Below are 23,015 nucleotides of genomic sequence, written 5' to 3' on the forward strand. Positions count from 1 at the left end.
CTACAGCCGCCTGAAGCAGTGGCGGGCCCTGGCCACCCGCTACGACAAACTCGCCATCGTCTACCGCGCAGCAGTCGTACTCAACGCGGCTATTGCGTGGCTACACCATTTATCGGACACGCCCTAGAGCCCATGGATCGATCCACAGTGGTTTGCCGAGATCTGCGGGCGGCACGCAGTCCATTGAGGACGACGATGATTTCGGCGATCTCGTGGACGAGGACGACGGCAGCCAGGCCGAGGACTCCGGTGATGGCCAGCGGCAGCAGCACGGTGATGATCGCCAGCGACAGGACGATGTTCTGGTTGATAATGCGCCGCCCCCGGCGCGCATGATCGACGGTGCGAGGAATCAGGCGCAGATCATCGCAGGTGAAGCCACGTCCGCCGATTCGACCGCCGCGTCCGAGCCCGTGGCTCCCATGGCGATGCCGATGTCGGCGGCTGACCTCGACGGGAATGGATTCGCCGGTGATCGCCGAGACGTCCAGGCTGCTGTCCCCGGAGCGCACGATGCCGTCGGTGGCCAAGCGCTCACCGGCGACAAGCCGGAGCATGTCCCCGGGGACGAGGCGCTCGACGGGGACGGTGCGGGTCGTGCCGCCGGCCGTGAGGACGGTGGCACTCGACGGGATCAGAGCCAGCAGGGCGCACCAGGCGGGTCGTTCGGAGGTGGTCGTATCACGGTGGGGCCCACGAAGAAGTCCGGCCTGTTCCTCCCCGAGAGGCAATAGCCTGAACCGGTAGCATCTGAGGGTGACGATAAGAAATGATGGGACAGGTTTGGGCCTGCGTTGGCCGTTGCGGCAGCCTCGCCGCTGCAGGGTGCGGGTGCCGAGGCGTCGGCCGGCCACGGGTTGGTGCCCCCACCGTCTGGTGTCGACACCCGTGGTCAGCCGGTGAGCGCTACGTCTGTACAGCGGCCCCGGCCTCGCGAGGTGGTTGGGCTGTTGGGCGGGGCGGGGATCCTGGCACTGGTGGATCTGGGGCTCAAGGTCCTGGCTCAGACCGCTTTACCCGCTGGGCAGGTAGTCGATCTGGGCTGGATCAGCTTGCGCGTCTTTTACAATCCGGGGGTGGCTTTCAGCCTCGGGGCGTCCTTGCCTGCCTGGATGGTGATCGCCGGGACCGGGCTGGTCCTCGCCGGATTGGTGTGGTATCTGCTGGCGAACGTCCGTGCTATGGGCACAGTGGCCCGAGGCGGAGCCGTTCTGCTGCTGGGCGGGGCCTTGGGGAACTTTGTAGATCGACTGGGCGGGGCCGGCGTGGTGGATTATCTGCACACCGGCTGGTTTCCCACCTTCAACGCAGCCGACGTCTTCGTCACCGTCGGGGTGGCGGGACTGGTCCTCGGGATGCTGCGGGAGCCTGCGTCCGGTATGAGGGACGGGGACACGGCCTGAACTAGATCGGCCGCCACCAGCTCAGCGCTTTGCATAGGTTCACCTGGCCGGCGTCGACGGGATGCACGGTTCACCAGCACACAATGACGAAGCAGTTGCGAGGGATTGCTCGGAGGTGATTGAGCCGACAGATCCTAAGGCGCATCCTGCTGGTCGTGGTAGCAGCAGACGCACAGCGCTGAGCGGTTCCGCTTTCCGGGGCACCGGTAATAGCCCTCATGACGGCTGGCCCCTTCGGCGATCGTGGTGTCCGGGGGCGCACCCGCCCGGTACAGTCGGGCTTGATGGACCTTATTTCGTGCCCACCCACGTCTGCTCGGTGCCGTCCCTCGCAGTCACGGTGTTACCCATGGTTTTTCCACGCGGGCGCGTGCTTGTCGTTGCCAGGATCGTCCTGGACTGTGTCCGGCTTCCGAGCGATGAAGCGCAGGACCCGACCGCCGAAGGAGACCCGGATGCGGAGCGGGCCGAGGCCAGCCTGTTCCAGGACCGGTTCGAAGGTGGCGGGTTCGATGAGTCGGTGCGCAGAGCGGTCGGCCACGTGCACCAGGGAGGCCATCCGTGAGGCCAGCAGGTCGTATCCCACGAAGGACCCGCCGGGTCGTAGGACCCGCGCCGCCTCGGTCACCGCGCGTTCCCACTCGATCACGTGATGGAGCATGAGGAAGCTCAGCACAATGTCGAACGACTGGTCATTGAAAGGTAGCCGGGTGGCATCGGCTTGGCGCGCTTGAGCAGTGGGGAGTCGGGTGAGGAGCCGCTGCGCAGCCTTGACCATCGCGGGATCGGCGTCGGTCGTGGTGAGGTGCACCTGGGGGTGGGCCCGAGCGATTGCTCCGGCCATCGCTCCGCTACCCCCACCGATCTCGAGCACGTTGCCGGCGAGAGGCAAGCCCTGAATCGCCCAGGGAACCATTCGCCGGGCCAGAAGGCGCCACGGCCGGCTGCGACAGAATGAGGCTTCCAGGGCGGACATCCTCGGCATGACCCTTCTCTTGGCGCACCCGCGTGGTCGAAGCCGAGATTAGTCCTACGAGCGCGAATGAACTATTTGTTGGTCAGCATCAAGCGTAAACCTGCACCCGAGTACTGGGTACAAGACCTCGGCGGGCAGCAGTTCTCCACTGAGCGGGCAAGTTGCCCCTTATTCAGCGAACAATGTACAGTTCATCGAATGCTGACCATTACCAATCATCTTGACGTGATGAACCGCCTAGGCCGCGCCATGGCTGACCCGACGCGCTCCCGCATCCTGCTGATGCTGCTTGAGGGGCCGAACCATCCGGCGGTGATAAGCCGGGAGCTGGGCCTGTCGCGGTCGAATGTTTCCAACCATCTGGCGTGCCTGCGGGACTGCGGCATCGTGGTGGCCGAGCCGGAAGGCAGGGAAACCCGGTACGAGATCGCTGATCCGCACCTGACCCGCGCGCTGACTGCGTTGCTGGAGACGACCTTGGCGGTTGACCAGGGGGCCAGCTGCATTGACCCTGCATGTTCCGTTCCAACGCGCTGCAAGATGGAGGCAGGCGCATGATCCTGTCATCCGTGCTGCAGGCGATCGGCCTGTTCATTGTCACCAACATCGACGACATCATCGTGCTCTCACTGTTCTTCGCCCGCGGTGCGGGCCAGCGGGGCACCACGGCCCGGATTTTGGCCGGTCAGTATCTCGGGTTCGGCGGCATCCTGGCCGCCGCCGTGCTCGTCACGTTGGGAGCGGATGCATTCCTGCCCCCGCAAGCCATTACCTACTTCGGGCTCATCCCGTTGTTCCTCGGCCTGTGGGCGGCATGGCAAGCGTGGCGCGGAGACGACGACGATGATGATGAGGCGAAGGTCAGTGGTAAGAACGTCGCCGTACTGACCGTCGCCGCTGTCACCTTCGCCAACGGCGGGGATAACATCGGCGTGTATGTTCCGGTCTTCCTCAGCGTGGGGCCGGCCGCCGTCATCGCCTACTGCATCGTGTTCCTCGCGCTCGTCGCGGTCCTCGTCGTGATGGCCAAGTTCGTCGCGACTCGCCGGCCGATCGCCGAGGTGCTCGAACGCTGGGAGCACGTGCTGTTCCCGATCGTCTTGATCGGTCTTGGGGTGTTCATCCTCGTCGAGGGCGGCGCGTTCGGGCTCTGACTCCCGGCACTTCATGGACAGGATCAAGATGCTCGGGGCCGCCAAGGAAAACTGCGGCTCGCCGCCCCTTCTCGCCAACAGTCACAGGTTATGCGCGGGACTCGAAGGCCGACGGGCCCCAGACCACGGACCTGCAACGCGACGCCCTGCTCGCCGGGGGGATCGCGTCGGAGCGGCTGTATTGAGGACTGGGCCTCAGGGCAGAAGGACAACCGGCCGCAACTGGCCGCCCCACCTCAAGTCTCTAGTAGCCGGTCAGCGCAGCGGGATGACCGAGCGGAACTTGCCCCCCGGAGTTGGCTGGGGTGGTCCCTCGCCGCGGGCCACGATGACGTGGCCGAGTCCGTGGTCCCCCAGCAGGCGCCGAATCTCTGCGTGCACCGCCTGCCGGACGTGCTCCGCGTCGGTCCCGGCGGCGGACTGCAGACGGACATCGAGGTGGGCAGGAGCGGTGTGCACGAGCTGGACCAGCTCCACGCCGGGAACGCGGTCGAGCAGCGCAGTGATGGCCAGCGACGGGAGCGTCACCGGCTCGCCGGCGGGGGTGTGAAAAGCGAGCAGGTCAGCGGTGCGGCCCTGCACCCGGATGGCGGGCAGCGGGTCGCCGCACGGGCAGGGATCAGGCCGGACGAAGACGACGTCGCGGAGGTCGTAACGCAGGATCGGCTGGACCCTGTTCGCGAGGTTGCTGAGCAAGGTGGTGTGCGACGCCTGACCCGGGGGGACCGGACGGTAATCGGCGTCGACCGGCTCGAGGAGAACCCAGTCGCTGTTGACGTGGAGCCACCCGTACTGGCAGCTGTAGGTGAGGAAGGGGCACTCGGTGGCGGCGTAGCCCTGGCGGACCTTGGCGCCGAGCGCGGCGGAGATCCTGTCGTACTCCCCTGCGGGAAGGCCCTCGGCGGACAAGACCACCAACGCCGGGTCGATGTGCAGGCGACCGGCGCGCTGCTCAGCGGCCAGCAGCGCGGCCATCGTGGCGTACGGAGCAAGAATGGCCGGACGGAAGCGGTTGAGCCCAGAGACCAGCTGCGCCATGGGTGTATGCACGCCGAACACCCCGATCCGGCTGCGGACTAACCGGTTCCTGCGCAACGCGGCAGCCGCGGCGAGGGAGGCGTAGTGGCCCCCGGTGGCGGTGATCATGGCGACGCGCCCGCCGCGGGCAATGATGCGGAGCAGATCGGCAGGGGTGAGCCAAGCACTGAGCAGCCGCGCCAGCAGGGCGGTGGTCACCGCGAGGGACCGCTCGTCCAGCAGGAAGATGCCCCGGGTGCCGGTGGTTCCGGAGGTGGTCCCCACCGTGTAGCGGCCGCGGAACTTCTCGCCCACCAGGGCGGGATCCTCGACGAATGCCCGCGCGGCGGACAGGGTGACCTCCCGGTCGGTCACCCAGTCATCGAAGTGGGACATCAGTTGGGCCTTGCTCGTGACGGGCAGCATCATCGGGTCCGTGACGTGCTCGGGCAGGTGCTGATACGACCGGCGGTAGAAGGGTGACCGGGCGCGCGCGTAGGTGACCATCCCTGCAAATCGCTCGTGTTGCCGCTGGGCGGTCGCCTCCCTGCCCTGCCGGTGGGTGGCACGGGCATCGCGCAGCAGCCAGAGTCTGCTTTCGGTCATGCGCGCTCCTTGCCACTTCGAGCAGCCACGTTCCCGGCGTCGCGTCAGACCGTGGGTCCGGGGTTCACGGCCAGCGCGGCAACGTCCGGAGCGACTGCGGGCTCAGCTCACCACCGGCCGAGCACGGCGTCAAGCTCTCAGCACAGTCGTCTACAGGGAGTTGGTCTGCGTCTCGGTGAACCGCGTCACCGCGGCACCGACAGTGATGAAGACGTCGGCCAGGTTGAAGGCGGAAAACCATCCCGTGTGGAGGTAGCCGGTCACCACCCCATCGGCGGCCCGCTCTCCGAGGGGAGCTGCAGCCGGAGCAGGCGGACTCCGGCACCTGAACCTCCCACACCTCGCCGGAAATCACTGATCATCAGCCGAGAACGGCAGACCGTTGCGGATGCGGCTTCGCCGTGATCGCAGGCACGATCGGGGCTGTTGAGGGGCACTGAAAGACTCTCCGTGCCCGGACCTGCACCGGTGTTCGTCTCGGTGTACCGGCCTGCGGCATTCCATGTTCCAAACATCAGCTGAATCCGAGACACTGGGGTCGACATCTCCCGCCGGAGACAAAGGGCGGTTCAACCGAATGCGTATCGGTCACTCCATACTGTATGGTTCAGTGCGTGCTGACTATTGCGCCTCGGACGAGAGAGGATCATCGCCTCGGCAGGTTCCGGTCGATCGGAACCTTGACGCAGCGGGCAACGTCGAAGGGACGAAGGTCGATGGTCCCTCGCCATCATCGCCCAACCTTGTGAAAGCACGCTACCCGTTCCGACCGCCCCGCAAGAGCCCTGTACCGACGTGGTCAGACGGATGCGGCTGGTCGTCGTCTCGCTGCAGAGACTGAGCGGCGGGTTTGAGGCGGTCATCTGAGACAGCAAGCATGAGACGAGAAGAAGCGAACGAGACGTTGATGAAGACCTTCCCGGATCAAGATGAGGGACGGAAGCCGGCGCCTTCCAGCAAGCCAGCGCGTGCGGCAGAGCCGGCGCCCGCCAATATCGGCTTCGTCGGGATGGTGCGCTGGGCGTGGCGGCAGTTGACCACCATGCGGGCGGCGCTGATCCTGCTGCTGATCCTGGCCCTGGCCGCCATCCCGGGATCGCTGCTGCCGCAGCGGATCCAGGACCCGATCCGGGTGACCACCTTCATCGAGGAGAACGGGGCCTGGGGCGAGTTCCTCGACCGTCTGCAGCTGTTCGACGTCTACTCCTCCGTCTGGTTCTCCAGCGTCTACATCCTGCTCATGATCTCGCTGGTCGGCTGCGTCCTGCCGCGCACCGCCCAGCACTGGAGGGCGATGCGGCAGGCGCCGCCGAAGGCTCCCCGCAGGCTGTCCCGGATGCCGGGCTACCAGACTTTCGAACGCGAGACAGATCCCGAGGAGCTCCTCGACCGGGCCGAGGCCCGGCTGAAGAAGCAGGGCTACCGGACGATCCGGGCAGGCGATCATGTCGCGGCCGAGCGCGGCTACCTGCGGGAGACCGGTAATCTGGTCTTCCACGCCTCGCTGCTGGCCCTGGTCGTCACGATGGCGATCGGATCCCTGTTCGGCTATTCGGGGCAGCGGGTGCTCGTCGAGGGCGACACGTTCGCCAATTCGCTGGTGGCCTACGACTCCTTCGAGCCGGGCACCTACTTCGACGCGGACCGGCTCGACGATTTCCGGATCCGGCTCGACTCCTTCGAGTCGAGCTTTGACGACCAGGCGATCGGCAATCAGTTCGGCCAGCCCCGCACGTTCGAGGCCGACATCACCGAGTTCTACGAGGGGCAGGAGACCCGGCACCGGCTGGAGGTCAATCAGCCGATCCGGATCGGTGGCACCGGAATCTATCTCACCGGCAACGGCTACGCCCCGGTCTTCACCACCCGCGACGCCCAGGGCAACGTGACCTTCTCCGGGCCGGTCGTGTTCCTGCCTCAGCCCGAGGCCTCGGGATACGGCTCGCGGGGAGTGCTCAAGGTGCCCGACGCGCAGCCAGACCAGCTCGGGTTCGTCGGCTTCCTGCTCCCCACCGCAGGACTCAACGACGACGGTGAGCTGATCTCGCGGTTCGCCGAGCTGCGCAACCCCTACGTCGTGATGAGCGCTTACCGGGGAGATCTGGGGCTCGACACCGGGGTGCCGCAGTCGGTCTACGATCTGGACGCGGACAACATGACCGCGATCATCGATGCCGCCGGCAATCCGATCACGCTCGAGCTGACACCGGGTGAGACCGTGCAGCTGCCGGACGGCTTGGGCAGCGTGACACTGGAGGGCATCGACCGGTTCATGGCCATCGATATCCGCCATGATCCCACGCAGGGGCCGATGCTGGTGTTCTCGATCCTGCTGATGGTCGGACTGGGCCTGTCGCTGTTCGTGCCGCGGCGCCGGATGTGGGTCCGCACGACCGGCGGCGAGGTCGAGGTAGCAGCACTGGCCCGCGGTGAGGATCCCCGGGTCGAGCACGCCGCCCGCGACCTGGCAGCAGAACTTCACGACCGAGCACGCAACCCGGAACGACCGGCGAAGGGACACTGAAATGGACGTCAACATCGAGCTGGCCACATGGTCGAATCTGCTGATCTACTCAGCGATGGCGGTCTACGCAATCGCCTTCATCACCTACGCCTTCGACCTCTTCGGCGGCCGGACGCTCAAGTCCGCCGTCCGACAGCGGCAGTCGGCGCAGGCGGTTGCCGCCGGCAGCCGAGTCCGGCGGACCGCCCGCCGGACCGGTTCCGTCGCCGTGCTGGAAGACGACGATGCTGGATCGGGCTCGCCGGCCGATCGGCATGGCGACGGGGCGGGCAATGCCGACCCGACCACGGGCCGGAGCAGGCGACTGGCCCGGGTCGGGACCTCACTGACAGCACTGGCGCTGGTGCTCCACGCGGCGGCGGTGGCCACCCGCGCCCTGTCCGTGATGCGCGGCCCCTGGGGCAACATGATGGAGTACGCGCTGACCACCTCGGCGCTGGCCGTCATCCTCTACCTCGCGGCGCTGAAGTATCGCGATCTTCGGTACCTCGGCACCTTCGTCTCCGGGGCAGTGCTCGTGACCCTGGGCCTGTGCATCACGGTGTTCTACACGCCGGCCGCGCAGCTGGTCCCGGCACTGCAGTCCTACTGGATCTACATCCACGTGCCCATCGCGATCCTGTCGACGGCACTGCTGTCCATCTCCGCGGCGCTGGCAGTCTTCCAGATCATCAAGGCGGCCACCGAGCAGCGCACGACACCCAGGTGGCTGCGCTTCATGGACCGCCTGCCCTCCAGCGAGAACATCGAGCAGGTCTCCTACCGCATCGCCGCCGTCGGCTTCATCACCTGGACCTTCACCCTGATCGCCGGCGCCGTGTGGGCCGAACTCGCCTGGGGCCGCTACTGGGGCTGGGACACCAAGGAGATCTGGACCTTCGTCGTGTGGGTCGTCTACGCGGCCTACCTGCACGCACGCGCCACCCGCGGGTGGGGGCCGACCAGAGTCGCCGTGCTCAACCTCACCGGCTTCGCCTCGGTCGTGTTCAACTTCGCCGTCGTCAACATCTACTTCAGCGGCCTGCACTCGTACTCCGGGGTGTGAAAGCCGGCTCGGACGCGGCTGCTTTCGCACCCAACGCCGCACCCGAATCCCGATGGCGATGAGCTTCACCATCCCCATCCTGGTCGGATCCGCCCTGGGATACTTCGCTCTGCGCGAGGCCCCCCGACAGCATTACCTTCGCCGTCCTTGGCCTCACGGGCCGTATTCTGACCACCGGGTGGCATCGAGGAGATGATCTCCGAGGCCCACGAGGCGGCACCAGCCGCCTGGACCCCGTCCTCCTTACGGTCGGTATCGTGCTGTTCGCCCTCATCTCCGTCTACCTCCGGGCCTGATCCATCGTAAAAGCCGGCACGGCGCCTATGGGTCAGCCCATGGTGTATGGTCAGTGCATGCTGACTATTGCTTCTCGTGTGGATGTGATGAACCGGTTGGGTCGCGCGATGGCGGATCCGACGCGGTCACGGATTCTGCTGTCGCTGCTGGACTCACCCAGCTATCCGGCCGCGCTGGCCCGGGATCTCGGGTTGACGCGGACGAACGTGTCGAACCACCTGGCGTGCCTGCGGGGGTGCGGGATCGTGGTCTCCGAGCCGGAGGGCCGCCAGACCCGGTACGAGATCGCGGACCCGCACCTGGCGGCGGCACTGACAGGACTGGTGGATGTGACGCTAGCGGTCGAGGAGAACGTGGCATGCATCGACCCGGCCTGCACGGTTCCCGGCTGCTGCGACGCACAGGGGTCCGTCTCGGAGGACGCCTCGTGAGCGCCGCATGCGGCTGCGATGAGCCGGTCACCGCACCCCGTGGCGAGGCCGAGGAGGTGGAGCGTCCGTGGTGGCGTGACCCGGGTCTGCTGCTCCCGATCTTCTCCGGGGTCGCCTTCATTACGGGTCTGATCCTGGAGTGGTCGGGCCTGGAGACGGCGGCGTCGGTGGTGTTCTGGGCCGGCCTGCTGCTGGGGGCGTACACGTTCGTGCCCGGCGCGATCCGGAGCCTGATCACCAAGCGCAAGCTCGGGATCGGCCTGCTGATGACGATCAGCGCGATCGGCGCGGTCATTCTCGGCTATGTCGAGGAGGCAGCGGCGCTGGCGTTCTTGTACTCGATCGCGGAGGCGCTGGAGGACAAGGCGATGGATCGGGCCCGCGGCGGCCTGCGGGCGCTGCTGAAGCTCGTGCCCGAAACCGCGACCGTCCTCCGCGGCGGCAACCCGGTGGAGGTGCCGGCCCGGGAGATCACGGTCGGGCAGGTGCTGGTGGTCGGGCCCGGGGAGCGGGTCGCCACCGACGGCATCGTCCGGGCGGGGCGGTCGAGCCTGGACACCTCTGCGATCACGGGCGAATCGATCCCCGTCGAGGTCGAATCCGGTGATGAGGTCTCGGCCGGGGCGATCAACATCGCCGGCGTGCTGGAGGTCGAGACGACCGCCGCGGGCACAGACAACTCGCTGACCACGATCGTCGAGCTGGTCGAGCAGGCCCAGGCCGAGAAGGGCGACCGGGCGCGCATCGCCGACCGGATCGCTCGCCCGCTGGTGCCCGGGGTCATGATCCTGGCCGTCCTCGTCGGCGTGATCGGGTCGCTGCTGGGTGACCCGCAGCTGTGGATCACCCGGGCCCTGGTGGTGCTGGTCGCGGCCAGCCCGTGTGCGTTGGCGATCGCGGTGCCGGTCACGGTGGTCTCGGCGATCGGCGCGGCGAGCAAGTTCGGCGTCATCATCAAGAGCGGTGCCGCGTTCGAACGTCTCGGCGGGATCCGGCATCTGGCAGTGGACAAGACCGGCACCCTGACCCGGAACCAGCCGACCGTGACCACGGTGATCCCGGCCGGCGGCAGGGACGCGGACCAGGTGCTGGCCTACGCCGCCGCCGTCGAGCAGCACAGCACCCACCCCCTGGCGGCGGCCATCACCAATGCCGCGGCCGGGGCGCCGGTGGCCCAGGACGTGTCCGAGGAGGCCGGGCACGGCATCTCCGGGATTGTTGAGGGGCAGCGGGTGACGGTGGGCAGCCCCCGCTGGATCGACCCCGGATCGCTCCAGGCTCGGGTCGCGGCCCTGGAGGCCGAGGGGCAGACCTGCGTGCTGGTCACCGTCGACGGCACCGTCGCCGGCGCCATCGCGGTCCGCGACGAGCTGCGCCCCGAGGTGCCCGAGGTCATCCGCACCCTCAACCACCAGGGCGTTGAGGTCAGCATGCTCACCGGCGACAACGCCCGCACCGCAACCGCGCTGGCACAGATCGCCGGGATCACCGACGTGCACGCCGAGCTGCGCCCGAAGGACAAGGCGCGCATCGTCGCGGGATTAGCCCAGCACCGACCGACGGCGATGATCGGCGATGGCATCAACGACGCCCCCGCCCTCGCGGGAGCGACGGTGGGGATCGCGATGGGCGCGACCGGGTCCGATGCGGCGATCGAATCCGCCGACGTCGCCTTCACCGGCCACGACCTGAGCCTGATCCCACCGGCGTTGCGCCACGCGCGGCGCGGTCGGAGGATCATCAACCAGAACATCGCGCTGTCGTTGGCGATCATCATCGTGCTGCTGCCGTTGGCGATCACCGGCGTGCTCGGGCTGGCCGCGGTCGTGCTGGTCCACGAGGTCGCCGAGGTGATCGTGATCGCCAACGGACTCCGCGCCGCCCGCACCCGCCGCGTCCTCGCACACCAACCACACCCCACCGTGGATGCGGTGAGGCAGCCAGCCGGAGCGCAGTAAACGAATCAGCCCGCCCCTTCGCGGGCTTCGGAGTCGCCGGAGCGGATTTCCACCTTCGACTCCTCTCGCCTTCGTGTGTGGAGGCCCCGGTGCGGGGAAGATCAGGATTCCCGATATCATCGGCGCGTGACGATTATCAGTGAGGCGCGGTCGGACCGTGCCGGGGGGCTTGCCCCTGTCGCGGCCGTGTTCCATTCGTTCAGCGACCCGACGCGGCTGGCCATCGTCAAGCGGCTGGCGGTGGAGGAGGCGCGCGTATCCGATCTGGTGAGCGAGCTGGCGCTGGCCCAATCGACGGTGTCTGCACACATGGCCTGCTTGCGCGACTGCGGTCTGGTTGCCGGCAGGGCGCAGGGGCGCAGCGTGTACTACTCGCTGAGCCGGCCCGAGGTGCTCGAGCTGCTCGCTCAGGCCGAGGCGCTGCTGGCTGTCACTGGCAAGTCGGACAGCGTGTGCTGCACCTACGTGCGCGACGCCAAGCAGCAGTCCCTTCCGGGAGGCTGCGATGCGTGACGTCCGTTGCCCCGAGACTTGGGAACCCGTCCCATCGGCGTGAAAGCCGTCAACAGTCGAGCTGCCCCATCGTCAGGAGTTTGAGAAAGAGTGTTGTCCCCGCATGTGTCGCGCCGATCGTTGATCCGCCGGTCCGGTGCTCTCACCGCCATCATCGCTCTCGGGCTGGCCGGGTGCGGTGGCGCCGATGATGAGCTGGCCGGGCAGGCCGGCAGCGAGCAGGGCTATGTTGCCGGGTCTGGTGTCATCACCCAGCTTGCCGTGGGCGAGCGGGGTGAGCCGATCGAGTTGGCCGCCGAGTACACCGACGGCACAGCCTTTGATCTTGCCGACTGGCGCGGGGCCCCGGTGGTGCTCAACCTCTGGTACGCCGCGTGCCCCCCGTGCCGTGAGGAGGCTCCCGCCCTGCAGGCCAATTACGAGCGGTACCAGGACGACGGCGTGAGGTTCTTGGGCATCAACGTCCGCGATCAGGCCCCAGCCGCCGAGGCGTTCGCGAACACCTTCGGTCTGACGTTTCCGTCCATGCTGGATCAGGACGGGGTCGGTGTGGCAGCACTGAGCACCGTGCTGCCGCCGCAGGCGGTGCCCTCCACGGTCGTCCTCGACGCTCAGGGGAGGCCGGCGGCCCGGGTGGTCGGGGCGGTCGATGAGTCCACTCTCAAAGCGCTGATCGCTGACGTGCTGGACGAGTCGGCATGACACTGGCGGCCCCCATCGGGGAGGTGTTCTCGCAGACCGTGCTGACCGGACCGATGCTGCTGGCGATCCCGGTGGCCATCCTGGCCGGGGCGGTGTCCTTCCTGTCCCCCTGCGTTCTGCCGCTGGTTCCCGGCTACGTCGGCTACATCACCGGGCTGGGCGCCACCGCACTGACTGACCGGAAACCCAGCAAGGTCATCATCGGGGTATCGCTGTTCATGACCGGCTTCGCCGTCGTCTTCGTCGCCATGGGCCTGGCGTTCAGCGTGGCCGGCGTGCTGCTCAGCCAGTGGGCCGATGTCCTCAACCGGGTGATGGGGATCGTCGTCATCCTCGCCGGCATCGTGTTCATGGGCGGCATCGGCATGTTCCAGCGCAGCACCCAGATCAGCAAGCGCCCACCGGCCGGGCTGTGGGGTGCCCCCGCCCTGGGTGCCACCTTCGCGCTCAGCTGGGCCCCGTGCATGGGGCCGACACTGGCGGCGGTGCTGGCCTTGTCGACCAGCTTCGGCGCCACCGGCACCGACGGCATCTGGCGTGGCGCGGCGCTGACGCTGATGTACTGCCTCGGACTCGGGGTGCCGTTCATCGTCGTGGCCGTGCTCATCGTCAAGGGCACCGGCAGGCTGCAATGGGCCAGAGACCATCAGATCCTGATCAGCCGGATCGGCGGCGGGATGCTCATCATCATCGGACTGCTGCTCGTCACCGGGGTGTGGACCCAGTGGGTCAACAGTCTGCAGGGCATGATCGGCGGCTTCCAGACGATCATCTGATGAGCCAGGTGCTTTCCACCCCAGGGCTCGCCATTGCTCCCCCACAGTCACCTGCGCGGGCTGGTACACTGACCCCGTTCTCTACAGGAGGTAGAAATTGATTCGCAGAGTTGCAGTGCGGCCGGTCAGCCGCCTCGTGAGCGTTCTGGCAGTGCTGTTGGCGGTCGTCTTGCTGCCGGTCGCCCCGGCGGCGGCGCATGACGTCGTGACCGGGACGAATCCCGAAGACGGGCAGAGCCTGGATGCCGTCCCCGAGGCGATTGAGGTCTCCTTCTCCAACGCTCCTCTGTCGATGGGGTCGGAGATCCTGATCAAGGACGCGGCGGGGACGAACTGGGCCGAGGGAGGCGTCGAGATCGATGGCAACATGGCCGTCCAGCCGATTAATCCCGAGGCGCCCGCCGGTGAGTACACGGTGACCTGGCGGGTCGTGTCCTCGGATTCCCATCCGATCGACGGTTCGTTCTCCTTCACCGCGACCGACGGTGCCGGTGCTTCCTCCTCCCCCAACCCGGGGCAGACAGGGGCCGAGGCTTCCCAGCCGGCGCAGCCCGTGGCCGAGCCCGCCGCGCCGGAGCAGCCGCAGACGGAGACTCAGCAGGCGGCCGCCGACGAAGCCGACACGGGAGTGCCGCTCAGTTTCGTGATCGTCCTGGCCCTCCTCGTCATCGCACTGGGGCTTGTCGTCGTCGCCGTGGTGGCCCGCCGCCGGCGGTTGGAAAGCGACGAGGCATGACCGGTGCCCCCGGACTCCGAATGCCATCCGATGGGTAGTGCCCCGGCCGAAACTCCGGCCGGGACCGGGCGCTGGCGCTCCGCGGCCTGGCTCGTGGCCGCCTTTGCGGTCGCGGTTGCCGCTGTCGTGGCAAGTGCGGCGTTCTCCGGGGCGGCGGCAGAACGCGAAGCGTTGGATCCCGGCGCGTTCGTGCGCTGGGCGCTGCCGATCGCGCTGACCGTGCACCACCTGGCGCTGGCCGTCGTCGTGGGTTGCCTGATCTTCGCGGCAACGATCCTGCCCCCCGGAGATGACGAGTCGGCGCCCGGGCCTTCGCGCCCGCACCCGGCGTTCGTCCGCGTGCGGGCGGTCGCCGCCGTCGTGTCCCTCGTGTGGCTGGGGGCTGCGGTGGTCGTGCTGGTGCTGACGTATGCCAATCTCGCCGGCCAGCCGGTGTCGGACAGTGCCGAGTTCGCCAGCCAGCTGGCCTACTTCCTGACTGATCTGCTCGTCGGGCAGGCGTGGGGTGCGATCACCCTCATTGCCTTCCTCGTGTGCAATCTGACCTTCCTTGTCCGCTCCACCACGGGCCTGGCCGGCACGGCCCTGCTCGCCCTGGCCACCATCGTCCCGATCTCGCTGATCGGGCACGCCGCCGGCAGCGACGATCACTTCGCCGGCGTCGGTGCGCTGGCCGTGCACTGGCTCGGCGTGCTGGTGTGGGTCGGCGGGGTGGCGGCCCTGGCCGTCACCGCGCCGATCCTCGCCTCCAACCACGGTGCCCACCTGGCGAAATCGGTGCTCTCCCGCTTCTCGGTGCTGGCCGGTGTGGCGTTCTTCCTCGTCCTGGCCTCCGGCGTGCTCAACTCCGTGCTCCGCCTCGGCGGGTGGGAGGGGCTGCTGAGCCGGTACGGTCAGCTGATCCTCATCAAGCTCGCCGCAACCCTGCTGCTCGGCGCCATCGGGCTGGCCCATCGCAGCTGGGCCATCGCCCAGGTCGGGCGCAAGTCCGGCGGGCAGACGGCGTGGCGGCTGGTCATCGCCGAAGTGCTCATCATGGGCGGAGTCATCGGGGTCACCGGGGCCCTCGGCCGGACCGCTCCGCCGGTCCCGCGGGAGCCGGAACCGGCGATCACCCCGGCCGAGATCCTCACCGGCTATCTGTTGCCGCCGGACCTGACCTGGTTCCGGTGGTTCACCGAGTGGCGGTGGGACTGGCTGTGGGTGGCCTTCTCCCTCACCGCGGCCGCCGTGTATCTCCTCGGGGTGCGCAAGGCCCACGCTGCCGGGCATCGGTGGCCGTGGCAGCACACCGCCAGCTGGCTGACCGGACTGCTCGTCCTGGTCTATGTGACCTGCGCGGCCCCGACGATCTACGGCATGGTGCTCATCAGCGTGCACACCGTCATGCTGTTGGCCATCACCGTGCTCATCCCGCTGCTGTTGGCCCTCGGCGCTCCCCTGTACCTGCTGGCCCTGACCGTGCAGCGGCGCACCGACGGCAGCCGGGGACCCCGGGAATGGCTGCACGCCGCCAGCTCAGCCGCCGGCCCAGCGCTGCGGAACCCGCTGCTCAGCGGTGCGGTGGTGGCCGTCTCGCTCGGTCTGCTCTACTACACCCCGCTGCTGCGCCTGGCCCTGGATTTCTGGATCGCCCACCAGATGGCCAACCTGTACTTCCTGCTCATCGGGTTCTGGTTCATGACCACGGTGACCCGCCCCCGAACCGCGGCACGAACACTGTCCCGGCGGATCATCGCCGTGGCCGGGCTGGCCGGGGCCCTCCTGCTCTGGGCGACCGTGCTCGCGTTCGGCGTCACCCCCGTCCTCGAGGTGGACTGGTTCGGCAACCTCGCCCGCACCTGGGGGCCGTCCATCACCGCCGACCAACAGCGTGCGGGCACCGCCGTGCTGCTGGCCGGAGTGACCCCGCTCGCGATTCTGCTCACCACGCTCCTCCTGCACCGACCACACCCGACGCCCGCCGGCACTGCGGGTGCCCTCCAACCCTCCTCCACCGCCTCCCGCCGACCGGACAGAACGGATCATCCATGAACCCCGCCAACCGAAGCGTTCTCGTGAAGAGCAAGTCCCTTGTCTGGATCCTGATGGCGGCCGCCGTGATCGCCGCCATCGTCGTGGTCGTCATCGTGCGCGGCAACGCTCCCGACACGACCACCGAGTCCGCCACGCCGGCAGGGACGGCAGAGACCGGGCAGCTCGTCCGCGAGAACAGCCGTGTGCTGTCGCAGGCGCCGAACGAGAAAGCGGTACTGGTGGAGTTCCTCGACTTCGAATGCGAGGGCTGCCGGGCCGCCTATCCCCTCGTCGAGGAGCTGCGGGTCGAGTACGCCGACTCCGTGACCTTCGTCCACCGCTACTTCCCGCTGCCCGGACACCGCAACGCGATGAACGCGGCCCTGGCCGTGGAGGCCGCCGCCCAGCAAGGCGCCTACGAACCGATGTACCAGCAGATGTTCGAAACCCAACCCGAATGGGGCGAATCCGCCGACGACAAGAGCGCGGTCTTTCGCTCCTTCGCCGAAGACCTGGGCCTGGACATGGAAGCCTACGACGCGGCAGTCAAAGATCCGGCCACCCAGGATCGGGTCGAACTCGACTTGGCCGACGGCATCGCCCTGAACGTGAGCGGAACGCCGACGTTCTTCCTCGACGGGCAACTCCTCGCTCCGAGCAGTCTCGACGAGCTCCGCGCTGCGCTCGACGCAGCCGTTGCGGAGTGACAGGCCATGCCGGACGCTACCGCCACGCTCGATCATCGCCCCGCTGAAGCCAGTAGTCCCCGGTTCGCCCGACCGCGCCCTTTCGCGGTCCTGCTGCTGGTCACGGGCATCATCGGGTGGGTGGCTTCGGCAGTACTCGTCGCTGAACGGCTGGCGCTCTTCCGGGACCCGGAGCACGTCACGAGCTGCGACATCAATCCGTGGGTCTCCTGCGGCAAGGTCATGGGCAGCTGGCAATCCGAGCTGTTCGGGTTTCCCAATCCGCTGATCGGGATCGTCGCCTTCGCCGTGATCATCACCACCGCCATGGCCGTCCTCGCCGGAGCACAGCTGGGACGCTGGTACTGGATCGGTCTGCAGGTCGCTGTGAGCCTGGGCACCGTCTTCGTCATCTGGCTGTGGTCCCAAGCCCTCTTCAGCCTCTACCTCCTGTGCCTGTACTGCATGGTCGTGTGGGCCGCGATGATCCCCCTCTTCCTCCTCCTGACGATCCGCAACCTCGTCCACGGCATCATCCCCGCCCCCGCCGGGCTGGTCCGGTTCACCGCAGACTGGGCATGGACGCTGGTGGCCCTCATCTACATCGCGGTAGCCGCCTCGGTCTACCTCCGGTTCTTCCCCGCTTTCACCTCCCCCCTCTGAGACGACCCAGCCGGCGCGGTGGCGGTATGTCGCCCGCGCAACACCACGTGACACTCGTCACCCTTATCTCGTTCGTTACCGTTTTGTCATCTCCTCGTGCGTCAGTACACTCGAAGATAACGAAATGGTCACAACTGCGTTAAGGGTTTAGTCGAATGGGTAAGCACTCGGATCCGAAGCCGTCCTGGAGCGCGAACGCGCGCACCCTGATCCGGAACGTCGCCGCGGGCGACCGCAAGCATGCCGGTCGCCATAGTCAGGAGCCGAGCACCGCCACCGGGGTTCTCAAGTCCGTCAGGCGCCGCCCGATGGTCGCCGCCATCGCACTGCCGGCAGCTGCCACGACCGCGATCGTGGCCTCCTCGTTCGCCTTCGCACCCACGGACACCGCCAGCGTCGTCACGGCCGAGGAGCAGGCAGCCACCGCCAGCGCGGATCCCGGCGCCCAAGACGTTCCCACGAAGGATGCCGAGGAACGTGAGAAGGAGCGGGAGGCGGCCGCCGAGGAGTATCGGAAGTCCCTCGAAGACGATCCGAAGTACAACCAGAAGCCAGAGGTGAAGGCCGCGCTGCCGGCCCCTGAGCCCCCGAAGGAGAGCGCGTCGTCGGAGACCTCCGGCGGAGAATCCTCGGACCGGGGTTCGAAGTCCTCGCGCTCCGACAGCCGCGAATCCTCGGGCCTCTCCGATGAGCCCTGCTCGGTGTCCACCGAGATTGAACCCAAGCTCACCGCGAACGCTAAGAAGGGCTACCGGGCGGTCTGCGCCGAGTTCCCCGAGGTGAAAACCTTCGGCGGACCGCGCAACGATCCGGGATCCGACCACCATACCGGCCAGGCCCTCGACATCATGATCACCGATCCCACGGGTCAGCAGATCACAGAGTTCGCGATCAAGCACGCGTCCGAGCTCGGAGTGAAATACGTGATCTACAAGCAGAAGATCTACGCTCCCTACACCGGCTGGGAGGGACGGGCCATGGAGGACCGTGGCTCGGCCACCGCCAACCACATGGACCACGTCCACGTCTCCTTCAACTGAACAGACCGACCGGCCGCTGCCCCGTCCCCCATGGGAGCAGCGGCCGGTCCCATCCCCCGGCGATCATGACCACTTCCGGCACCAGATCGCCCCGCCATCAACCACGGCGGTACCGCGGACCTAACACCAGACAGACAGCATCGACTGCGGCCCATCGCAGTCGGGTTCGCCGGCTGGAGGCGATGCCGAACACCCGGTTCGTCAGGCGTGCTGGACTGCGGGCAGTTCCCGGTCTCGCAGGGCAGCCGTTTCCACCTGGATCGTGGCGTGATCGAAGGCGACGGGGAAGTGCTCCTTGACGCAGGCGAGGATCGCCTCCAGGATCTGCGGGGCGTGACCGGATTCGAAGCAGTCGTCGTCGACGACGACGTGCGCGGAGATGACCGGCAGGCCGGTGCCGATCATCGAGGCGTGCAGATCGTGCACATCGCGGACGTGCTCGAGCTCCAAGATGTGGGCGCGGACGTCTTCGAGATCGACTCCCTTGGGAGTGAACTCCATCAGCACCCGCACGGTCTCGCGCAGCAGCCGGAACGCGCGGGGGACGATCAAAGCCGCGATGAACAATCCGGCGATGGTGTCGGCGCGCTGGAACCCGGTGGTCGCGATCACGATCGCCGCAATGATCACGCCCAGAGACCCCAGGGCATCGTTGAGCACTTCGAGAAACGCCGCACGCATATTGAAGTTCGCCTCGCGGTTGGATGCCAGCACAGCGATCGCGGCGATATTGGCGACCAGGCCGATCACCCCGAACACCAGCAGCTCCGTGCCGGGCACCTCGGCAGGTTCGAACAGTCTGCGGATACCCTCGACGGCGGCATAGGTGCCGACCACGAGCAGCAGCACAGCCTGCCCGAGCGCGGCGATGACCTCGATCCGGGCGAAACCCCACGTCCGCTCACTGCTCGGCGGACGCAGCATCATCGTCGCCGCGATGACCGCCACCAACAGCCCGGACGCATCAGCCAGCGCATGAGCGGTATCCGTCAGCAGAGCCAGGCTGCCGGTGATCACGCTGCCCACCGCTTGCGCCACAACAATGACGGCGATGATGCAGAACGCGATCACCAGCCGCCGGCGCGTCCCCCGATCAGCCCGCTCCGGGACATGACTGTGCACGTGCCCACCCCTATCAGTTTCCGCCATACCCCTCATCCTCCCCAACGATCGGCTCGTGATGATCGTGGTCACGCAACGAAAGCGACACCCCGGACGCCCTCAGCAGCTCATCCGCGCTCTCGACCAGATCCTCCAGTCGGGCCGGATCGGCCAGCGAGAACCACGAGGACCGCCCCTCCGCGCGCACGGTGACCAGTCCGCAGTCACGCAGACAGGCCAAATGCTTGCTGACTGTCGACTGCGCAAGATGCATGTGGTGGACCAGATCCCGCACGCGGTGCTCACCGCTGGCCAAGTGCTCCAGCAGCGCCAGGCGCGTCGGCTCGGCCAGCGCATGGAACAGCGCCGCATAAGCACTGCGGTCTTCGGACCAAACGGTGGTCTCAGCAACACCATCAATCGCCATACGACGATGATAGCACGAAGCAGCGATGGTTCGGGGAGCGGATCACGTCGCCTCGATGCGCCCGCTCTCACCGTCCACAAGCCGCACGCGCCCTCGACGAGGATGAACACACCGCGACCGATCAAGACGATCGGGAAGAGGACGTGCTCCCACCCGTTCGAGCGCCTCTTCGGTCGGCCGGCGACGAGCGCGAGGAACCCGAACACAGCACGCGACAACGGCGGCCGGCACCGCGGAGGAAGACCGGAGCATACTCTTGGACCCTCGGAGGGTGACATGCGTATGAACCGGATGGAGGCGGCGCTGGTCGACTCACCACCGCGACGCCTGCTCCAGCGCTTCGAGGCTCGGCGTCTGATCGCGCTGGGTGGTCGCACCCCGGGCGCTCGGGTGGCCGAACTTGGCTGTGGCCCCGGGTCCGGCACCAAGCTGATCCTCGATGTCTTCGGCGCCGCACCGGTCGACGCCGTCGACCTCGACCCGGCGATGATCGTCAAGGCACGCCGCCAGCTGACTCGGTACCACGGTCGGGTGAACCTCGTTGAAGGGTCGGCGACTGACCTGGCCGCGGCTTTCGCTGCGTTCGGTGGTGGTGGCAACGCGAGCTACGACGCGGTGTTCGACTTCGCCGACCTCGTCGCCCGGACGCGCCAGCTCATCACGCACGCGGTGCTGTGCCAGAGACACCTCACCCGACCCCATCGGCAGCTCGGCCACCTCGGCTGCAGCGCGGGACACCTCGGCGAGGGGGCGCAGGGAGCGGTGGACCCACCACCAGCCTAGCAGGCCCGCCAGCACCAGAGCCGCCGACGCTCCCAGCACCTGCACCCGGGCCAGCGTGGCCTTGGTCGCTTCCACGGGAGCCGTCGGCAGTCCGGTGATCACCACGCCCTCATCAGCCGCTGATTTCGCCTTGACGAGGTAGCTGCCTTCCTCCAGGTCGAGCGTCCGCATCAGCGTCTCCGCCCCGTCGATCTTCTCGGCTAGGGCGTGTCTGACAATGATGTGGTTCGCTGACTGAGAGCCTGGGAGCATGTCGAGATTCCAACTGCTCACGGATGCTCAATGGTCGCTGATCGCTGACTTGCTGCCTGCTCCGACCGGCCGCAGGGGCCGGCCCTTCGCTGATGCCCGCCAGATGGTCGAGGGCATCATCTACCGCTACCGATGCGGGATCGCCTGGCGGGACCTTGTCAAGCCCTGGGTTTGGTAGAGGCTTCTTTTCTTGGTTTCCTATGCGGCCACGCCTGTAGTGGTCTGCTGTTTGATCCAATCAGAATGCGCCTCGATCGGCGGCCGGTAGTGCAGCGCCGAATGCAGTCGGACGTGGTTGTACCAAGCCACCCACTTCGACGTCTCGGCCATCACTTCGATCACTCCCGACCACTCCCGCCGGTCGATCAGTTCGGCCTTGTACACCGAGTTCAGCGCCTCGGCCATCGCGTTGATGCTCCTATAGTTGTCAAGCCGTGATTTCGCCTGTTCGTGGGTTGGTCTTGATGAGGTGGTAGACCTCGCGGATGACGTAGCGTTTCAAGCACCGGATGATGTCGCGTTTGCTCTTGCCCTCGGCTGTTCGGCGAGCGACGTAGGCGATGGTCGGCTCGTGGAACCGCATCCGCACGATCACGGTCCGGTAGATCGCGGCGTTGAGCTGCCGATGTCCGCCGTGATTGATGCGATGCTTACCGCTGCTCATTCCTGACCCGGCGGGCACGGGACTGATTCCTGCGAGTTTCGCGAACGCTGCTTCGCTGCGGATCCGTTCAGGATTGTCCCCGGCGACGATGAGGATCTCCGCGGCGGTGTCGACGCCGATGCCGAACTCGTCCAGCAGGTGCGGGGCGCGTTGGGCGACGAGTTGCTCGATCTGCGCTTCCAGGCTTTTGATCTCCTCGTTCAAGGCAATCCAGCGCCTGGCGATCGATCGGAGTGCGTGCCGGTTCGCGTCCTCTGGCGTCTCTAATCCGCGTGGGCGGAGCGCGGCGCAGTGACGGGCGATCATCTTCTGCGTTTTCCGTGCTGTCTCACGCCGTAGCTCTTCGTCCGAGTGGACGAGCAGCGCCTTGAGCGTCACCATCGCCCCGGTGCGGTCTTTCACCGCGGTATCGTGGGCGACTTTCAGCTGCCGGATCATCTCCACCACCCCGTCAGCGGTCTTCGGGACCGCAGTCGCGAACCCGGCAAGTACTGCCCGGGCAGCGTTCTCCGCGTCGAGCGTGTCGGATTTCCCGTTCAGTCGGCGCAGCCGCCGATCGGGCCGGGAGACCTCGACGACCTTGTGTCCGTTCCGGCGGACGAACGAGGTCAGCCCGGCACCATAGGAGCCGGTGCCTTCGATTCCGAACGCGATGATCTTCCCGAATGACGACGCCCACTCGAGCAGCTGCTTGAACCCCGCAGCGTCGGTCGCGATCGTGAGAGTCGCCAGGACCCCGCCGATCGAGTCCATCACCGCGGCGACATGAATGTGCTTGTGGGTATCGACGCCGATCACGACGTGCCCGGAACGGGCGGGCTCGATCTGTTCCATGGGGTGCTGTCTCCTTCATCGGTTAGCGTGGTCACACGCTGTCGCCGGCGGGTGGACAGGACTGTCATGGGGACGCTTTGACGAGGCTCCAGGCTCCTATCAGGTCACGCCCGATCCGGCGGCAGCGGTACTGCGCCCGGCCGGAGGTTCGACAGATCAACGCCAAGGCACCCTGCGGGCCAATCGTAAGCAAGGGTCAGAACACTCCGGCCAGGACTACCTCATCCTTGCGGGACGCGGCAGAAACAGACTGACAATCGAAGGAATCGCCCCGCGAACCCACCGATGCCACGATCGCAGACTCAGCCAGCGTCTCGCCATAGCGAATCGAGCGGAACTGGACTCCGCGATCCGAGTGGTGAACGAGCCCGGATACATCGTGCCCGGCCCGGTACTTCGCCGCCAGAGCCA

The 23,015-nt window shown here is 67.3% G+C and carries 22 protein-coding genes and 5 pseudogenes; 18 read left to right on the forward strand and 9 right to left on the reverse strand.

What is annotated here, in order from left to right; all coding sequences use genetic code 11:
• Positions 1 to 127: pseudogene (locus MTQ12_RS14210) on the forward strand (IS5/IS1182 family transposase); the annotation flags it as partial.
• On the opposite strand, the pseudogene MTQ12_RS14215 reads toward MTQ12_RS14210, so the two are convergent.
• Positions 90 to 625, reverse strand: a pseudogene (locus tag MTQ12_RS14215) (hypothetical protein); the annotation flags it as partial. The pseudogenes MTQ12_RS14210 and MTQ12_RS14215 sit on opposite strands and share 38 nt — an antisense overlap.
• A 274-nt stretch (positions 626 to 899) precedes the next feature.
• Here MTQ12_RS14215 and lspA point away from each other — a divergent pair.
• Complete coding sequence (gene lspA, locus MTQ12_RS14220; protein WP_137318385.1) at positions 900 to 1,403, forward strand: signal peptidase II; 504 nt, start codon at positions 900 to 902, stop codon at positions 1,401 to 1,403.
• A gap of 343 nt (positions 1,404 to 1,746) precedes the next feature.
• Here the strand turns inward: lspA and MTQ12_RS14225 are convergent, their stop codons facing one another.
• A complete protein-coding gene (locus tag MTQ12_RS14225; RefSeq protein WP_247619144.1) occupies positions 1,747 to 2,379 on the reverse strand; it encodes a class I SAM-dependent methyltransferase in 633 nt (210 codons plus the stop codon).
• Positions 2,380 to 2,577: 198 nt separating this feature from the next.
• On the opposite strand from MTQ12_RS14225, the gene MTQ12_RS14230 reads away from it, so the two are divergent.
• The 3 genes and pseudogenes from MTQ12_RS14230 to MTQ12_RS14240 all read left to right on the forward strand — a co-directional run.
• Positions 2,578 to 2,937 (forward strand): metalloregulator ArsR/SmtB family transcription factor, encoded by a 360-nt coding sequence (locus MTQ12_RS14230; protein ID WP_247619145.1) that lies wholly within the window; start codon positions 2,578 to 2,580, stop codon positions 2,935 to 2,937.
• Positions 2,934 to 3,533, forward strand: a complete 600-nt coding sequence (locus MTQ12_RS14235; protein WP_137318388.1) for a cadmium resistance transporter — start codon at positions 2,934 to 2,936, stop codon at positions 3,531 to 3,533. Before MTQ12_RS14230 ends, MTQ12_RS14235 begins: the two co-directional genes overlap by 4 nt.
• An 80-nt stretch (positions 3,534 to 3,613) precedes the next feature.
• A pseudogene (locus tag MTQ12_RS14240) lies at positions 3,614 to 3,764 on the forward strand (recombinase family protein); the annotation flags it as partial.
• A gap of 24 nt (positions 3,765 to 3,788) precedes the next feature.
• On the opposite strand, the gene MTQ12_RS14245 reads toward MTQ12_RS14240, so the two are convergent.
• Positions 3,789 to 5,156 (reverse strand): phenylacetate--CoA ligase family protein, encoded by a 1,368-nt coding sequence (locus MTQ12_RS14245; protein WP_247619146.1) that lies wholly within the window; start codon positions 5,154 to 5,156, stop codon positions 3,789 to 3,791.
• Positions 5,157 to 6,033: 877 nt separating this feature from the next.
• Here MTQ12_RS14245 and MTQ12_RS14250 point away from each other — a divergent pair.
• From MTQ12_RS14250 to MTQ12_RS14305, 12 genes are all read left to right on the forward strand, one after another.
• A complete protein-coding gene (locus MTQ12_RS14250) occupies positions 6,034 to 7,680 on the forward strand; it encodes a cytochrome c biogenesis protein ResB (RefSeq protein WP_247619147.1) in 1,647 nt (548 codons plus the stop codon).
• A 1-nt stretch (position 7,681) separates the two neighbouring features.
• Positions 7,682 to 8,725: a c-type cytochrome biogenesis protein CcsB gene (gene ccsB, locus MTQ12_RS14255; protein ID WP_247619148.1), complete on the forward strand. Its 1,044-nt coding sequence runs from the start codon at positions 7,682 to 7,684 to the stop codon at positions 8,723 to 8,725.
• A gap of 353 nt (positions 8,726 to 9,078) precedes the next feature.
• Complete coding sequence (locus MTQ12_RS14260; protein WP_247619149.1) at positions 9,079 to 9,453, forward strand: metalloregulator ArsR/SmtB family transcription factor; 375 nt, start codon at positions 9,079 to 9,081, stop codon at positions 9,451 to 9,453.
• Complete coding sequence (locus MTQ12_RS14265; protein ID WP_247619150.1) at positions 9,450 to 11,411, forward strand: cation-translocating P-type ATPase; 1,962 nt, start codon at positions 9,450 to 9,452, stop codon at positions 11,409 to 11,411. Before MTQ12_RS14260 ends, MTQ12_RS14265 begins: the two co-directional genes overlap by 4 nt.
• 126 nt (positions 11,412 to 11,537) lie before the next feature.
• Positions 11,538 to 11,924, forward strand: a complete 387-nt coding sequence (locus MTQ12_RS14270) for a metalloregulator ArsR/SmtB family transcription factor (protein WP_137318393.1) — start codon at positions 11,538 to 11,540, stop codon at positions 11,922 to 11,924.
• Positions 11,925 to 12,014: 90 nt separating this feature from the next.
• Entirely contained in the window at positions 12,015 to 12,626 is a 612-nt protein-coding gene (locus tag MTQ12_RS14275) for a TlpA disulfide reductase family protein (RefSeq protein ID WP_247619151.1), read from the forward strand.
• Entirely contained in the window at positions 12,623 to 13,402 is a 780-nt protein-coding gene (locus MTQ12_RS14280; RefSeq protein ID WP_137318394.1) for a cytochrome c biogenesis protein CcdA, read from the forward strand. The genes MTQ12_RS14275 and MTQ12_RS14280 overlap by 4 nt, the downstream gene beginning before the upstream one ends.
• Before the next feature lie 136 nt (positions 13,403 to 13,538).
• Entirely contained in the window at positions 13,539 to 14,138 is a 600-nt protein-coding gene (locus MTQ12_RS14285) for a copper resistance CopC family protein (protein ID WP_247619152.1), read from the forward strand.
• Positions 14,139 to 14,168: 30 nt separating this feature from the next.
• Positions 14,169 to 16,172, forward strand: a complete 2,004-nt coding sequence (locus MTQ12_RS14290) for a cytochrome c oxidase assembly protein (protein WP_247619153.1) — start codon at positions 14,169 to 14,171, stop codon at positions 16,170 to 16,172.
• Positions 16,169 to 16,861, forward strand: a complete 693-nt coding sequence (locus MTQ12_RS14295) for a thioredoxin domain-containing protein (RefSeq protein ID WP_247619154.1) — start codon at positions 16,169 to 16,171, stop codon at positions 16,859 to 16,861. The genes MTQ12_RS14290 and MTQ12_RS14295 overlap by 4 nt, the downstream gene beginning before the upstream one ends.
• Positions 16,862 to 16,867: 6 nt before the next feature.
• Positions 16,868 to 17,503 (forward strand): vitamin K epoxide reductase family protein, encoded by a 636-nt coding sequence (locus MTQ12_RS14300; protein WP_137318396.1) that lies wholly within the window; start codon positions 16,868 to 16,870, stop codon positions 17,501 to 17,503.
• 155 nt (positions 17,504 to 17,658) lie between these two features.
• Entirely contained in the window at positions 17,659 to 18,543 is an 885-nt protein-coding gene (locus MTQ12_RS14305; protein ID WP_137318397.1) for a ligand-binding protein SH3, read from the forward strand.
• 201 nt (positions 18,544 to 18,744) lie between these two features.
• Here MTQ12_RS14305 and MTQ12_RS14310 read toward each other — a convergent pair whose 3' ends face one another.
• The 3 genes from MTQ12_RS14310 to MTQ12_RS14320 all read right to left on the reverse strand — a co-directional run bounded on the left by MTQ12_RS14310 (position 18,745) and on the right by MTQ12_RS14320 (position 21,127).
• The gene (locus MTQ12_RS14310) at positions 18,745 to 19,692 is read right to left on the reverse strand and encodes a cation diffusion facilitator family transporter (protein WP_247619155.1); all 948 of its coding nucleotides are present in this window, start codon (positions 19,690 to 19,692) and stop codon (positions 18,745 to 18,747) included.
• A complete protein-coding gene (locus tag MTQ12_RS14315) occupies positions 19,679 to 20,071 on the reverse strand; it encodes a metalloregulator ArsR/SmtB family transcription factor (protein WP_137318399.1) in 393 nt (130 codons plus the stop codon). The genes MTQ12_RS14310 and MTQ12_RS14315 overlap by 14 nt, the downstream gene beginning before the upstream one ends.
• A gap of 312 nt (positions 20,072 to 20,383) precedes the next feature.
• Positions 20,384 to 21,127, reverse strand: coding sequence for a hypothetical protein (locus tag MTQ12_RS14320; protein ID WP_247619157.1), 744 nt, complete (start codon positions 21,125 to 21,127; stop codon positions 20,384 to 20,386).
• Between MTQ12_RS14320 and MTQ12_RS14325 the strand changes: the two are divergent.
• A pseudogene (locus MTQ12_RS14325) lies at positions 21,105 to 21,263 on the forward strand (transposase); the annotation flags it as partial. The gene MTQ12_RS14320 and the pseudogene MTQ12_RS14325 sit on opposite strands and share 23 nt — an antisense overlap.
• A gap of 41 nt (positions 21,264 to 21,304) precedes the next feature.
• Here MTQ12_RS14325 and MTQ12_RS14330 read toward each other — a convergent pair.
• From MTQ12_RS14330 to MTQ12_RS14340, 3 genes and pseudogenes are all read right to left on the reverse strand, one after another.
• Positions 21,305 to 21,511 carry an integrase core domain-containing protein gene (locus tag MTQ12_RS14330; RefSeq protein ID WP_101652799.1) on the reverse strand — a complete coding sequence of 69 codons (207 nt, stop codon included), beginning with the start codon at positions 21,509 to 21,511 and terminating at the stop codon, positions 21,305 to 21,307.
• A 22-nt stretch (positions 21,512 to 21,533) separates the two neighbouring features.
• Entirely contained in the window at positions 21,534 to 22,604 is a 1,071-nt protein-coding gene (locus MTQ12_RS14335) for an IS110 family transposase (RefSeq protein WP_137318401.1), read from the reverse strand.
• Positions 22,605 to 22,860: 256 nt separating this feature from the next.
• A pseudogene (locus MTQ12_RS14340) lies at positions 22,861 to 23,015 on the reverse strand (IS3 family transposase); the annotation flags it as partial.

Source organism: Brevibacterium sp. R8603A2, assembly GCF_023072605.1.
Classification (GTDB): domain Bacteria; phylum Actinomycetota; class Actinomycetes; order Actinomycetales; family Brevibacteriaceae; genus Brevibacterium; species Brevibacterium pityocampae.

What these genes read in the sequence shown, in the direction of transcription:
- ccsB (WP_247619148.1), top strand. Translation starts at nt 7,682, where the DNA reads ATGGACGTCAACATCGAGCTGGCCACATGGTCGAATCTGCTGATCTAC.
- MTQ12_RS14295 (WP_247619154.1), top strand. Translation starts at nt 16,169, where the DNA reads ATGAACCCCGCCAACCGAAGCGTTCTCGTGAAGAGCAAGTCCCTTGTC.
- MTQ12_RS14300 (WP_137318396.1), top strand. Translation starts at nt 16,868, where the DNA reads ATGCCGGACGCTACCGCCACGCTCGATCATCGCCCCGCTGAAGCCAGT.
- MTQ12_RS14230 (WP_247619145.1), top strand. Translation starts at nt 2,578, where the DNA reads ATGCTGACCATTACCAATCATCTTGACGTGATGAACCGCCTAGGCCGC.
- MTQ12_RS14335 (WP_137318401.1), bottom strand. Translation starts at nt 22,604, where the DNA reads ATGGAACAGATCGAGCCCGCCCGTTCCGGGCACGTCGTGATCGGCGTC.
- MTQ12_RS14315 (WP_137318399.1), bottom strand. Translation starts at nt 20,071, where the DNA reads ATGGCGATTGATGGTGTTGCTGAGACCACCGTTTGGTCCGAAGACCGC.
- MTQ12_RS14280 (WP_137318394.1), top strand. Translation starts at nt 12,623, where the DNA reads ATGACACTGGCGGCCCCCATCGGGGAGGTGTTCTCGCAGACCGTGCTG.
- MTQ12_RS14245 (WP_247619146.1), bottom strand. Translation starts at nt 5,156, where the DNA reads ATGACCGAAAGCAGACTCTGGCTGCTGCGCGATGCCCGTGCCACCCAC.
- MTQ12_RS14330 (WP_101652799.1), bottom strand. Translation starts at nt 21,511, where the DNA reads ATGGCCGAGGCGCTGAACTCGGTGTACAAGGCCGAACTGATCGACCGG.
- MTQ12_RS14260 (WP_247619149.1), top strand. Translation starts at nt 9,079, where the DNA reads ATGCTGACTATTGCTTCTCGTGTGGATGTGATGAACCGGTTGGGTCGC.
- MTQ12_RS14290 (WP_247619153.1), top strand. Translation starts at nt 14,169, where the DNA reads ATGGGTAGTGCCCCGGCCGAAACTCCGGCCGGGACCGGGCGCTGGCGC.
- MTQ12_RS14250 (WP_247619147.1), top strand. Translation starts at nt 6,034, where the DNA reads ATGAGACGAGAAGAAGCGAACGAGACGTTGATGAAGACCTTCCCGGAT.
- MTQ12_RS14305 (WP_137318397.1), top strand. Translation starts at nt 17,659, where the DNA reads ATGGGTAAGCACTCGGATCCGAAGCCGTCCTGGAGCGCGAACGCGCGC.
- MTQ12_RS14310 (WP_247619155.1), bottom strand. Translation starts at nt 19,692, where the DNA reads ATGGCGGAAACTGATAGGGGTGGGCACGTGCACAGTCATGTCCCGGAG.
- MTQ12_RS14235 (WP_137318388.1), top strand. Translation starts at nt 2,934, where the DNA reads ATGATCCTGTCATCCGTGCTGCAGGCGATCGGCCTGTTCATTGTCACC.
- MTQ12_RS14225 (WP_247619144.1), bottom strand. Translation starts at nt 2,379, where the DNA reads ATGTCCGCCCTGGAAGCCTCATTCTGTCGCAGCCGGCCGTGGCGCCTT.